This is a genomic window from Jutongia hominis (assembly GCF_014384965.1).
Taxonomy (GTDB): Bacteria; Bacillota; Clostridia; order Lachnospirales; family Lachnospiraceae; genus Butyribacter; species Butyribacter hominis.
On record NZ_JACRSW010000035.1, the window covers coordinates 64,517 to 77,707 of the forward strand.

A 13,191-nucleotide genomic window follows, 5' to 3' on the forward strand; every position below is an offset into this window, starting at 1 on the left:
CTTTACTGTATGAAAAAAGCATGCACATTGCTTTTACCTTCATACCGTTTGCATCTGTGAAATGACACTGTCTTTTTCTATATTTTTATTTTGATAAAAATGTACATATGACTGTTTTACCGGAATGTATTATTACATATATTGTACATCCGGCATTTTTTCGGTCTATACAAATTGCATGGCTTTATTCTGCACTCGGTACAGGAGATGCGGTATTTGCTGTGTCCGTACCGTCTGTCTGATCACCTGCAACTGAATAAGTGCCATCGGAATAGCCGCCATCCGGTGCTTCCTTTGTAGACGGAAGCTTAATATCAGAAGCTTTTGTCTTATCTGCTTTTTTCGTAGAAGAATCCTGATACATTCCCAGTACAGGAAGCACTTCTTTTAAGACTTCACTTGAAAACTGTGTTGCATAGGTACTATGTGCCTGGTCTGCTACATGTGGCTCATCGATCGTAACATAGATCATAACTTCCGGGTTATCTTTTGTTGCAAATCCGATAAACGATACCAGATAATTGCCTCGTCCTGTCGGATGCTTTTCTGCAGTACCGGTTTTTCCGCCAATCTGATAACCTGCTACTTTTGCAGGCAATGCGGTTCCTTCTTCGACTGTTTTATACAGATATTTGCGAAGCTTTTTGCTTGTGTTTTCCGTGATCACACGGCGTACCAATGCATTATCATTGGATTCAAGCACTGCTCCATTTTCGCTTTTTACTTCTTTTACAACATGGGGCTCATAATAATTTCCACCATTGATCACAGAAGAAAACGCTGCCGCCATCTGGATCATCGTTACAGTCTGTCCCTGACCAAAACTTGAAGTAGCAAGCTCAACAGCATGCATCGTATCATTTGTAAAGACACCTCCTGTTGCTTCGCCCGGAAGGTCGATCCCTGTCTTCTTTCCAAATCCGAATTCATTAACATATTGTAAGAACTTCCTTTTTCCAAGATCCGCACCAAGCTGCATCAAAACATCATTACACGATTCCATCAGGCTCTGGCAGATATTGATCGTGCCATGACCGCCTCTGGAATATGCCACACATTTGATCCTGACTCCATTGATCACCTGATAACCATCACAATGATACGCACGGCTTCCGGTTGTCACACCTTCATCCAGGCAGGCTGCTACTGTCATTGGCTTAAATGTTGATCCCGGCTCATAGGCATCGCTGATACAATAATTTCGCCAGATCTTGTTCAGATTTTCTGTCTTCTTTTTATCACTCATCTTATCAATCTTTTCTGGCGAATAGAATGCAGAAAGATCGCGTGGATTGTTCAGATTATATTCAGGATATGATGACATCGCATAAATCTCGCCATTTTGCGGATTCATAATAATACATCCCATATTCTTTGATCCTGTATTCTTCTGAAAGGTATTCATATGTCTCTCTAAAATTCCCTGCACATTGACATCGATCGTAGACGTGATATTGTTTCCGTTTGTCGGTTCATTGACAGTCTCTACAAGATCCAGATCGGTATTAAAATAGCCATATCTTCTTCCACTTACTCCATTCAGACTGCTGTTATACCTGCTTTCAATGCCCCATACACCGGTATTATCCGTCGAGCAAAACCCTACGACTTTACTTCCTACCGTGGAATATGGATAATATCGTTTATATCTTTCGTCAAAAGTGACACCTTTGATATTTTTATCCTTTTTTGCCAATGCTTTGAACGCTTTGACTTTCTCTTTCTTTAATCCTTTGTAATCTTTCATTACATAATACCGGACATCTGATTTTTCTTTTAATATTTTGTTAAATGCACTGTTAGAGATTTCAAAAACCTTTTCTAGCGCTTTGGCTGTTGCATCAACATATTTATCATCTTCTAAGATCAACTGTGGATCTAACACCAGATCATATACTTTTTTACTCGTCGCTAATTTATTGCCATTGCGGTCCGTAATGTCTCCTCTGCGGTATGCGATCTCATTCGTACTGTAACTTTTTTGCGAAAGCACTTTTCTTTCGTATGTTTTTCCTTTCGTCTTATTCAGGTAAAAAATTCTGCCTACTAAAAACATTGCAGCACAAATAATTACGGCAAATACGCAAAAAATACGCAAAAACATCGTTCTTGTTCCTATTTTGATCTTTTTTCTGGTATCAATCGCACGTCTTCCCATTTCAGCCTCCATATGCTATTTTTTCGTTAAACCTTTTTTTACAAAAAGGCTGTTCACAAATATTTTTCCAAAAATATCTGTGCCAGCCTGTTATCTTTTTTCTTATTTGCTTGGTATATCGGCATACTGCTTGACCATATCACTTTTTCTGTTTTTATATTTGTAGATCTGGTTACTTTCTGCCTGAACCATCTTCAGCTTCTTCGTTGCTTTTTCATAAATTTCTGCAAGGTCAACAGAATCTGTGATCGCCTGATAGTCACTTTCATAATCTTCCTTCTCATCGGCAATCTCAGACTGCAATGCCACAACTTCTTCTTTGGTGTGGTTCACCTGATATTGTGTCGAAAGATATTGAAATGCAAAGAACAGCACGACTGCTGTCATAACACTCAAAAAAGCAAAACCTTTTGCGCTGATCCCTGCCATACGCACCGGTTTTCTCTGCGGTGTTCTTTGTACCTGACGCTGTGTTTCTTCCCGCTCTCTCCTCTTTGGCAGAGCATCTGTCTTATACACTGTATTTCCGTCAATATACGATTGTGTCCGATAACTGTTCTTACGCTGTCGTTCTCCGTTACTCTTACGCATTCGGCTGTAGTTTTCCCAGTCCATATCCATACAAGCTGCTCCTCTCCTTAAATATGTTCAAAAATCCTGAGCTTTGCGCTCTTTGAACGAGGATTTTCTTCCAATTCCTCATCCGATGGCAATACCGGTTTCCGATATACCATTTTCCCCTTTGGTTTCTTACCACATACACAAACCGGAAAATCCGGTGGGCATGTACACGGATTTTGTGCTGTCCGAAAAGCCTTCTTCACGATACGGTCTTCTAAAGAATGGAATGTGATAATACAAAATCTTCCCCCAGGATTTAAAAGATCGATCATATCATTGATATTTCGTTCTAAAACTTCCAGTTCATGATTCACCTCAATACGAATCGCCTGAAATGTTCTCTTTGCAGGATGTCCGCCCTGCTTTTTTACCTTCATTGGAATGGAATAGCTGATGATGTCAGCCAGTTCCTTTGTTGTCTTAACAGGTTCCTTTTGTCTTGCGATCACAATATTTTTTGCAATATTCTTCGCAAATTTATCTTCACCATAATTTTTAATAATATGGTAGAGTTCACTTTCTGTATATTCATTTACAACCTGATATGCTGTCAGTTCCTGACGGTTATCCATACGCATATCCAATGGTGCATCAAACCGGTAAGAAAACCCTCTTTCTCCGGTGTCCAGTTGAAAAGAAGAAACACCAAGATCCAAAGTAATACCGTCTGCTTTTTCTACACCAAGATCATGTAATACATTCACCATATCAGAATAGTTGCTGCGAACAATTGTCACTTTGTCCTGATAAGGTTCTAATCTCTTTGTGCTTGCCGCAATAGCATCTTCATCCTGATCCAATCCGATAAATCTGCCGTTCTTTCCAAGCTTAGAACATACGACACTGCCATGTCCTGCTCCACCCAGAGTACCATCCACATAGATTCCATCGGGTTTGATCGCAAGTCCGGCGATCACTTCATCAAGAAGTACAGATTTGTGATTAAATTCCATGTTCTCTCCTTCTGCCTTTCTATCTGTTTTCCCTAGATCACAATGAAATGTCAAGCTCATCCATTGCTTCTTCTAATACTTCATCGTCATCCTGCATCTCCTGTGCTTCCAGGCGGTTCTTATCCCAGACTTCAATTCGGTTCATCATACCAACAAATGTAACTTCTTTTTCTAATGCTGCACTGGTGCGAAGTAAAGCCGGAATCAAAATACGTCCCTGCTTGTCTAATGAAACCTCCATCGCTTTGGATAAGAATTGTCTTTGAATTTTTCTCGTATTCTGGTTAGAAGGAAGCTGCTGTAACTTCTCTACAAATTGTGCCCATTCTGCCTGCGGATATAAAAAAAGACATCCATCCAGACCTCTGGTCACTACGAAAGTATCGCCCAATTCTTCGCGATATTTTGCAGGAATGATAATTCTGCCCTTGGTATCGATCGAATGCTCGTATTGTCCCATGAACATGATTATCACCTCCTACTCTCAGCGTATGGCTTGTCACCCCACTAAAAGGGATTCATTCACCACTTTACCCCACTTCTCACCACTTACTATCATATTTTATATCTTTTTTGGGAATAAGGCAAGTATTTTTTTGGAAAAAAAAGAGTTTTGTTCCAAACATACACTCGTATCTGACCGATTTTGAGCGATGTCAGTTCCAAAACTCTTATACTTTTTATTCTTTTTCTTTTTATCCCAATAAAATATCTTTTAAAATCATGGATTCTCTTAATCTTTTACAATGGATTCCTGTGCATTCTTCTCTCTTTTTGCTTTGACTGCCTTCCAGAGCAAAATACCTGCCGCTCCGAGGAATAAGACAGCAGAAAGTATCTGTGATATGGCAATCTGTGTACCAAAGAATTTCAACTGATCGGTTCGAAGTCCTTCGATCCAGCACCTTCCGAGTCCATAACCGCAAAGATAGATTAAAAATAACTGTCCTTTATATTTTCTTTTCTTCGTCCAAAGAAGAACAACTGCCAAAACTCCTATATTCCATAACAATTCATATAAGAATGTCGGATGCACCTGTATGTATTGTATCCCATCAATATTGACCAGGTGCTTTAAGACATCTTTTGTCATATCTCCGGCACGCACCTGCGAACGTTTTAATTGCATGGCAAAAAGATTATCCGTATATCCGCCAAACGCTTCACGGTTAAAGAAGTTTCCCCAGCGGCCAAAGATCTGCCCTACCAAAAGACCTCCGCATGCTGCATCTGTCAGATCAAAAAAAGACAGTTTCTTTACTTTTGCAAAAATAAACGTTGTTAGAACTCCGGCAATCACACCACCGTAGATTGCCATGCCACCGCCACGCGTATTTAAGATCTCCATGGGATGTTTTCCATAATAATCCCAGCTAAAGATAACATAATACAGTCTCGCACCAATGATAGCAAAAATAATATCCCATAAGGCAAGATCCAGATAAATATCTTTGTCCTGCCCTAAGCGTGTTGCCTGCCAGCTTGCCATAAAAAAGCCGGCAACCATTCCGAGTGCTATGACGATTCCATAATATGCGATTGAAAAATTTCCTATATTAATTGTTTTCCCCAACGAATCGATTACAATTCCCAGATGAGGAAATCTTACATCTGCTCCCATATCAATCTCCATTTCTATGCAACAGTTTTCGTTTTGTCCGATTATACGTTAAAACGGAATAAAACAACATCCCCATCCTGTACCACGTAATCTTTTCCTTCGCTTCGTACAAGACCTTTTTCTTTTGCTGCATTCATGCTTCCCTGTTCTACAAGATGCTCATAGCTGACAACTTCTGCACGAATAAATCCACGTTCAAAATCGGAATGAATCTTTCCTGCTGCCTGTGGAGCTTTTGTTCCTTTTTCGATCGTCCATGCTTTTGTTTCCATTTCACCGGATGTCAGGTAACTGATCAGACCTAACAACGAATAACTTGCGCGGATCAGTTTTTCAAGTCCGGACTCCTTCAAGCCAAGATCCTCTAAAAACATCTTCTTTTCTTCGTCATCAAGTTCTGCAATCTCCTGCTCGATCTGCGCACAGATCACGAATACTTCTGATCCCTCTTTCTTGGCATATTCTCTAACTTTTGCCACCTGCTCGTTGGATGCTCCGTCATCTGCTAAGTCATCTTCACTGACATTTGCAGCATAGATTGTAGGCTTGTACGTCAAAAGATTAAAGCTTGCAAGCAGCTTTTCTTCCTCTTCATCGACTACTTCAAAATTCTTTGCCAAAGAACCGTCTTCTAAGAATTTTTGTAAACGTTCTACCAGATCAAGCTCTTTTGTGAGTGATTTGTCGCCCTTTACACTCTTGACTAACTTTGCATGTCTTCTTTCCAATATTTCTAGATCAGAGAATAAAAGTTCTAAGTTGATCGTTTCAATATCTCTTAATGGATCAATATTTCCATCTACATGAACAATATTTGTATCTTCAAAACAACGTACTACATGCACGATTGCGTCTACCTCACGGATATTGGATAAGAACTGGTTACCAAGTCCTTCGCCTTTGGATGCACCTTTTACCAGACCGGCTATATCAACAAATTCAATCACAGCAGGAACGACTTTTGCTGAGTTATGCATCTTAGCCAGTACATCTAATCGCTCATCAGGGACTGGAACAACACCTACATTCGGGTCGATCGTACAGAATGGATAGTTGGCTGATTCTGCTCCTGCTTTGGTTAATGAATTGAATAATGTACTTTTTCCTACATTTGGTAATCCTACAATTCCTAGTTTCATATCTTAATATACCTGTCTGAAAATCCTTATATTTAAAGGGTTTTCGCCTTTCTATGTTATTTTACTACACAATTTACTACACAATTTTTAAGGCTTTTTCTATCTTTTCAACTTCCTTTACCTTTTCATCTTCTGTCACATGGACATATAAATTCATGGTAATTCCTACATTAGAATGCCCTAATATTACTTGCAAGGTTTTAGGACGCATATTACCCTCTATCGCTCTCGTAGCATATGTGTGCCTTAATACGTGCATCGAGAAACGAGGAATACCAGCTTTATCACATAGCTTAAATAGTGTGGTATCATATGCAGAATTTTTTGTAGGTTCGCCCTTACGATTCAAAAACACAAACTCCGAAAAATCCATATTGATAACTTTAAGACTTTTCACTTTTTCTTTTTGTGTTTTCAATAACTGAATTGCTGCTTCTGTCAAAGGTACATCTCTATACCCCGACTTACTTTTTGGCTCGCCTATTCTCCACTCACCTACAGAATGCCGATACTCCATTGATCGTTGAATATGTACTACTTTCTTCTCAAAATCAATGTCTGACCATTTAAGACCAATCATTTCTCCTGTTCTTAATCCAGTCTGTAATATAAATGCAAACTGATTGTAATTGCTACAGTCTTTCGCTACTTCCAAGAACTTCTTCTGTTCTTCTACTGTCAATGCCCTTACTTTCTTTGGTTCTTTACCAATATTGTACTTGACTGCTTTTGTTACTGGGTTTCTTAGTATAACATCGTTCTCAACTGCATCTGAAAACATACAATACAAAGCAATTCTTGTCTGATAGATTGTTGAAGTCCTATAATTATCCTTCATCTGATTCAGAACATTTTGACAGTGCATCGGTTTTACATCTGATAAAATCATACTTCCTATACAGTCTTTAATGTTATGTTCAAACCTTTCTCTGTAATTCCTTATCGTGTTAGGTCTGATACTATCACCTTTTATATTTTCAAGCCAATACTCAAACCAAGCTGTGACTGTCATATCACCACAAGCATTGATTCCACCATGTTCATCCTCGAACCTAGCGTCTGCGTACCAATTACGGCATTCTTGTAACTTCGGAAAATATCTCTGAACGGATTTTCCTGTACGCTTGCTAACAAATCTAGCTGTGTATAATCCGTCTTTTCGCTGGCATATTCCTACACCAAGCTCTCTTCCTTTTAAATCTTTGCCCGTAAAATCAACTCCTTCCTGCTGTGTAAGCATAAAGAGTTTGATACAGCCTATTATTATATCATAAGTTCTGCAATTTTGAAACCACCAAAATTTTTATAATTCAATGCTCTTTGATATGTACTGTTCAAACTCTTTTCTCTTTACCAATTTTTTATTTCCTACATAAAGTACAAAATTGCACTTCGGTTGTTTTAATAACTCTTCAATTCTGTTAATTCCTATATTTGAATAAGCTGCCGCCTCTTTAATTGTCATATTTAATTTTAACCAAAATGGCATTTCTAAAGTTTTACTGTCTGTCATTTCTATAAAAATCACACTCCTTTATACTAACATGTGTTATAATAAATAAAATTGTTTAATGGGGATATCCTCTATGGATAAAATCAATCTAACTCCAGCAGAACTAAGTAATCAACTGAAAAATATCGAACCTCAAAAACTATTAGATTCTGTACCGCCTGTTCACTATAATTTTCAACAAACGCCAATACTTAAAACAGATAATCCTATGGTAAAAGAACAACAGAAATCAAATAATAAACTTGATGCTATCCAATATGAAAATATGAAGTTAAATGCTCAGATTGAAACTCAGAATAAACTTATTGATACTTGTAATACAAAGATTGATGAATTACAAACTACCAATAACAACTTAAAAGAAATTAATCAAACTCTGATAGACAATAACAAGCATTATTGGATATATTCAACAATTATAACGATTATAGGTGCTGTTGTTGGATTTTTATTAGGGAAGTATTTTGCATAAGATTAAATCAATAATCAATCCTATAATTCCTCCAACCAAGGCAGGATTAAACCTATAAATACCTTTCATTCCTGACATATTATCACGCTCCTTAATATAAAAGGCAGAAGTCATTTTCTCATCTGCCATAGGATCATCAATGTCCACCTTTGCTACCACCTTCCTTGCACCCTCACCCAATCTATGCTATACTTATCTAAATGTAAAATATCGTAAATCAAAGGAGGTACAAGATGAAAAAATTTAACAAATCATTAGCAATCACACTGATCCTGTCACTTTGTCTTACCTTAGCAGCACCGGTTGATGCAAAGTCCAAAGTCAAATTAAACATAACAAAAGCTACCCTCTCGGTCGGTGGTTCGATTAATCTGAGACTTCTCAATAACAAGAAGAAAGTGACATGGAAGAGTAGTAACAAGAAAGTAGCTTCTGTTACGAAAAAAGGTAAGGTAAAAGCAAAAAAGAAAGGGAAAGCTTCTATTGTTGCTAAAGTTGGCAAAAAGAAATATACTTGCAAGGTTACTGTTGGTAGTGTGAGTAAGAAGAATACAAGTAAGAAGAATACGAAGAATGTGAAGAAGACTGCTGTCCCTACTGCTATGCAAAACCAAAAACCACCAGTGCCTACAATGCCACCAATACCAACAAAAACACCACTTATACCAAGCACAGCAGAATTTGTTGAAAAAGAAATTACTATGAAAGTTGGAGAGACACATAAATTGGAAGTGAATTTAGTACGAGGTACATTATATCATTCGCCATCTACAGGGTTTATTAGTAAAAACGAAAAAGTGGCTACTGTAGAGAATGTAACTACCAATGATAATCATGCATGTGTTGTAACGGCTGTTTCTGAAGGAACTACACAAATAAGATTTTTATCTGGCGCACCAGAATGCTATTGCACAATTACAGTTATAAGTGCAGATGATGATACAAAATAATTATATAAATACTAGACTAAGGAATAAGCTCATGAACTTGAGCTTATTTTTTTGTATCCTACAAGATATACGACGCATCCTAAAGTATGTGCTTCGCCACTGATATTTGTCATAGTTAATGTTAATTTGCCATTTGAATGACTTTCAGAAGTCACAATTCCATAACTTTGTGTAACTGGAATTACCATAATATCTGTAATATCTTTCAACATACTATAATCATAATCAGTCCACGTTTCACTTTCTAAATTTTGTTTTACATTTGGTGAATTAAATGACACCTTTGAAATACTACTAATACATATATCTCCAATATTAGGTGCTGTAATATTTACATCAGTGATAAACCTTTTTGCTTCTGTATCTATTCTTACTAACCATTCATTATCAGCCATACCTTTAGATTTGGAGAAAAATCCTCTTGCTGACATATCTGTATAACCATGCGATGTGTCAGGAATAGTTAAACTTGCGCTATCACTTGCTACACCACATATAAGTTTACCGTTATAAAACGTAGACTGGAAACTTATTCCCTCTAAGTTAAAATCTTTATCTGTTAGATTACCATAAGCAGTTAAAAAAGATGATTTATTTTCTTCACCATAAAAACCATTTCCATCAATATGCCAAGAACCAATATCACCACTTGAAGAACTGATTTTGCCTGCAAACGCAGCATTACCATTTTGGTCAAAAGTAATACCACTTGTATCACTACCAATTCTCAAACAACCTAAACCATCCGAATTGAAATCAAATAATGACTTTCCGTTACGTGATAAAACCATAGATGGATTTTCGGGTTTGATAGCAATCTCGCTAAGAACCTTTCCGTTACTGTCCTTTTTGACCATTGTGAAACCATTCTTGTCAATATAGTAATTTCCAGAATCATTCATGATGCGAAGCTGTTCTGACATAACAAGATCACCGATCAACACTCCTGCATTGATACCATAATCCCATTTATAAGTCTGATCCATATCATCAAAATAACTGATCTTGCCAATCGCAGCACAGGTATGTTCCCAACTATCCTTTGTAAACGCAAGAAGATTATTTGTCATAGCAAGCTGTTCAGGTGCAAATTCATTTTTAACATCATCCCATTCTCTGCCCTTAAAACCATATTTGTTCCATACAAAATCAAGATTGTCAGAAGATTTGATCATAGTATTTGCAATATCAAGACCATTTTCTTTCATATTTTGGAATTGCTGATTTGCTTTACTGCCTTTGTCAGCCTGTCGTGCCACATAACTATAACTGCTTGCCATAGAGGAAGCCTGCTTGAGAATATCTTTTACCTGATTTACAGAAGATACTTTATTCTTAATCGTATCAGAGAATTCCACAGAACAGTGCGAGAGATCTGAATAATCAAAAGAAACAGTAATAATTCTCATTGTGTAGATATCTTCATCTACACGAACACGAATATAATTACCTAATTTAAATTTGTCCCAAAATGGTTCAAATTCTTTTAATGTAAGAAGATTTGCTATTGTAGCAGTAGTAGAATAATTCACCTTGCAAGCTTTCTCTATTTCTATATTCGCTTGTTTGAGTAATTCTTCCACGTTTTCCATCAATACACTTTCAGGTTGGTCTTCTCCAATAAAATTATCATTTTTATATGTATCAGTACGTCTAAAAGTGCAAAGCTCAATCCATAGATCCTTACCCCCTAATGCATTTTCTACTCTTGTTAGAAAGTTTTGTAAATCACAATTATTTCTAATAACGTTAATCTTATTACTTAACGCATCATTCTCTTCTTCAAGAGTTTTAATCTTTTTGTTAAGATATGAAATCCTTGCAGACAAACATTCCATTCTGCGTTTATACTTACCGAGAAGAGAATCGAAGATTGCTTCTTTCGTATTATCATCTTTAATATACATTAACAGCCTATCCTTTTCAGTTGCATCATCGGATGCTATTTCTGCGTTTTTCTTAGAAATGACCTGACTGCAAGCTTCATACGCATCAAAATATGACTGCAAACGTTCTATACAAAACATCGTGTAATGATTAGATTGTAAGTTCTTTGTATTAGTTTCGTTATCATATTCTGCAAAACTGTCAGCATTATAACCAGACTGATATTTATTCGTTGTTGGATCAAGAGGTGGATCAAACACCATTACTTCTTCTTTGGTATCTACTTGTTCTAGCTTGATATCTATTTGCTGTTTTAAATAATAGAAGTAATCAGAGGTATATGTTTTGTTGTCATTTTCATTAACATATAACTTATATCCCTTTTTTACTGGAAGAGTGATAGTGGACGAAGTATATTCATCCTTTAACGTTATGCCATCATCTTCATATTCATCTTTGAGATAAATATGTGCTTTAAACGATAAGCTATTGATAATAGTAAAAGTACCGTCTGTCTCAGTAGTTGTGTGAATGTCATTTAATTCTACTGTGTAAGTTGGTGGGGCAATCGCTTTGGCAAAATTACTTACAGTGTTAGATAACATTGTTTTATTCATTGTTCTGTTTTGCAGACAAGCATATGTTATTTTTCCTGTTTTACCATTGCCGCCAAAAATCTCCTGGCATACAGATTCGGCAGTTTCGTCCGTATCATCATTTGGCATCATAGAATCACGATAATAGCTTATCTCGTCAATATTTGCACTTAATTTATCCCAATATTTATTGTAAGTATCTTGTTGGGTTGCAACATATTTTTCCCATTCTGACAACGCTATTTGTAAGTTTTCTGACATTTGAGACTTTTGATAATCAGAAAATTTCCATATATAATTACCACCAATCAGCCTACTTGCAATTCGATCGGTAATGATATCATCACCGCCTTCGACTTTAAAGCAGTTCTTAACACTATCTTTGTCACCAGTAATAGTGATAGTTTCTGTCGTATTATCTTCCTGACTAGCCCCTTCAATAAATACACCTGTATCTTCTCCATAGCCATCCACTACATAATCAGAAGAATTACAATGTTGACATACTCCATTAATGATATTTCTATGATCTTTATCTGCGATACATTTTGGATTGGTACAGTGTTCTTGCAGATCATAACAATTTACTGTACGAGAAAAATTATCGAATACAAATACACATCCAATTTCTTCTGCTATTTGCTGTAAGAAATCATATACTGTTGTGTCACTAACAGAAAAGGTTCTCTGAATATTTTTTATAGAATCATCCACATGACCTATAGTATAGTGTGGCATTACTTTAAATATTCTATGTAATAAAGATCCTTCTGTATTTGTTTCATTATATAAAACTGTCTCTACATAATCGTCTCTATCCATATCGTCATCAGTATTGATCTCTAAAGTTACATTTGTCTGAGCAGTTTCTGCTTCTCCGAGAGATACACCTGTAATCTCTTTAAAAATTGCACCATCGTCCGTCTTAGGTACAGCTATTTCAAAATATCCTTTTCCTTGTACTAAAATAATAGACAAATCATCTATTTTATCCCAAAATGGATTAAATACATTATTGTTATTTTTGTACAATGTAAATGATACTTCATCATTTGATGCAAAATGCATATCCGTTTTTAAATTATCTATAGGGTATATTTCACAAATAGTATTGAGCATTCTATCACATAAGAATACCTGATCTTGCTCAATGCTTCCGTCTCTGTTTATAATAAATTTTTCCATTATTTACCTCCTCTTTTTATTAGATTTTACATAATTGTCAAACTATTTCATAAGTTTATTCAAGCTATTCCAAACATTTTCTACTTTTGATTTGTC

Annotated in this window: 12 protein-coding genes; 2 read left to right on the top strand and 10 right to left on the bottom strand. The window is 36.4% G+C overall.

Annotated elements, in window-relative coordinates; all coding sequences use genetic code 11:
* Positions 1 to 184 precede the first annotated feature (184 nt).
* The 8 genes from H8700_RS10535 to H8700_RS10570 all read right to left on the bottom strand — a co-directional run bounded on the left by H8700_RS10535 (position 185) and on the right by H8700_RS10570 (position 8,020).
* Positions 185 to 2,158, bottom strand: coding sequence for a peptidoglycan D,D-transpeptidase FtsI family protein (locus H8700_RS10535; RefSeq protein WP_249305591.1), 1,974 nt, complete (start codon positions 2,156 to 2,158; stop codon positions 185 to 187).
* Positions 2,159 to 2,260: 102 nt separating this feature from the next.
* Complete coding sequence (locus tag H8700_RS10540) at positions 2,261 to 2,779, bottom strand: hypothetical protein (protein ID WP_249305592.1); 519 nt, start codon at positions 2,777 to 2,779, stop codon at positions 2,261 to 2,263.
* A 17-nt stretch (positions 2,780 to 2,796) separates the two neighbouring features.
* The gene (gene rsmH, locus H8700_RS10545; RefSeq protein WP_022140840.1) at positions 2,797 to 3,732 is read right to left on the bottom strand and encodes a 16S rRNA (cytosine(1402)-N(4))-methyltransferase RsmH; all 936 of its coding nucleotides are present in this window, start codon (positions 3,730 to 3,732) and stop codon (positions 2,797 to 2,799) included.
* Between the two features lie 37 nt (positions 3,733 to 3,769).
* Entirely contained in the window at positions 3,770 to 4,198 is a 429-nt protein-coding gene (mraZ, locus tag H8700_RS10550) for a division/cell wall cluster transcriptional repressor MraZ (protein ID WP_022140839.1), read from the bottom strand.
* A 267-nt stretch (positions 4,199 to 4,465) separates the two neighbouring features.
* Positions 4,466 to 5,365: a prolipoprotein diacylglyceryl transferase gene (gene lgt / locus H8700_RS10555; protein WP_249305593.1), complete on the bottom strand. Its 900-nt coding sequence runs from the start codon at positions 5,363 to 5,365 to the stop codon at positions 4,466 to 4,468.
* 29 nt (positions 5,366 to 5,394) lie between these two features.
* Positions 5,395 to 6,492: a redox-regulated ATPase YchF gene (gene ychF / locus H8700_RS10560; protein WP_249305594.1), complete on the bottom strand. Its 1,098-nt coding sequence runs from the start codon at positions 6,490 to 6,492 to the stop codon at positions 5,395 to 5,397.
* 76 nt (positions 6,493 to 6,568) lie between these two features.
* The gene (locus tag H8700_RS10565) at positions 6,569 to 7,732 is read right to left on the bottom strand and encodes a tyrosine-type recombinase/integrase (protein WP_249305595.1); all 1,164 of its coding nucleotides are present in this window, start codon (positions 7,730 to 7,732) and stop codon (positions 6,569 to 6,571) included.
* Between the two features lie 63 nt (positions 7,733 to 7,795).
* Entirely contained in the window at positions 7,796 to 8,020 is a 225-nt protein-coding gene (locus tag H8700_RS10570; protein WP_330606365.1) for an excisionase, read from the bottom strand.
* A 58-nt stretch (positions 8,021 to 8,078) separates the two neighbouring features.
* Between H8700_RS10570 and H8700_RS10575 the strand changes: the two genes are divergently transcribed.
* Positions 8,079 to 8,477 carry a hypothetical protein gene (locus H8700_RS10575; RefSeq protein WP_249305596.1) on the top strand — a complete coding sequence of 133 codons (399 nt, stop codon included), beginning with the start codon at positions 8,079 to 8,081 and terminating at the stop codon, positions 8,475 to 8,477.
* Here the strand turns inward: H8700_RS10575 and H8700_RS10580 are convergent.
* On the bottom strand, positions 8,457 to 8,624 hold the full coding sequence (locus H8700_RS10580; protein WP_249305597.1) for a hypothetical protein: 168 nt from the start codon (positions 8,622 to 8,624) through the stop codon (positions 8,457 to 8,459). The genes H8700_RS10575 and H8700_RS10580 overlap by 21 nt on opposite strands.
* 86 nt (positions 8,625 to 8,710) lie before the next feature.
* Here H8700_RS10580 and H8700_RS10585 point away from each other — a divergent pair, with 86 nt between their 5' ends.
* Positions 8,711 to 9,427: an Ig-like domain-containing protein gene (locus H8700_RS10585; RefSeq protein ID WP_249305598.1), complete on the top strand. Its 717-nt coding sequence runs from the start codon at positions 8,711 to 8,713 to the stop codon at positions 9,425 to 9,427.
* 29 nt (positions 9,428 to 9,456) lie between these two features.
* Here the strand turns inward: H8700_RS10585 and H8700_RS10590 are convergent, their stop codons facing one another.
* Entirely contained in the window at positions 9,457 to 13,095 is a 3,639-nt protein-coding gene (locus H8700_RS10590; RefSeq protein ID WP_249305599.1) for a hypothetical protein, read from the bottom strand.
* Positions 13,096 to 13,191: the final 96 nt, after the last annotated feature.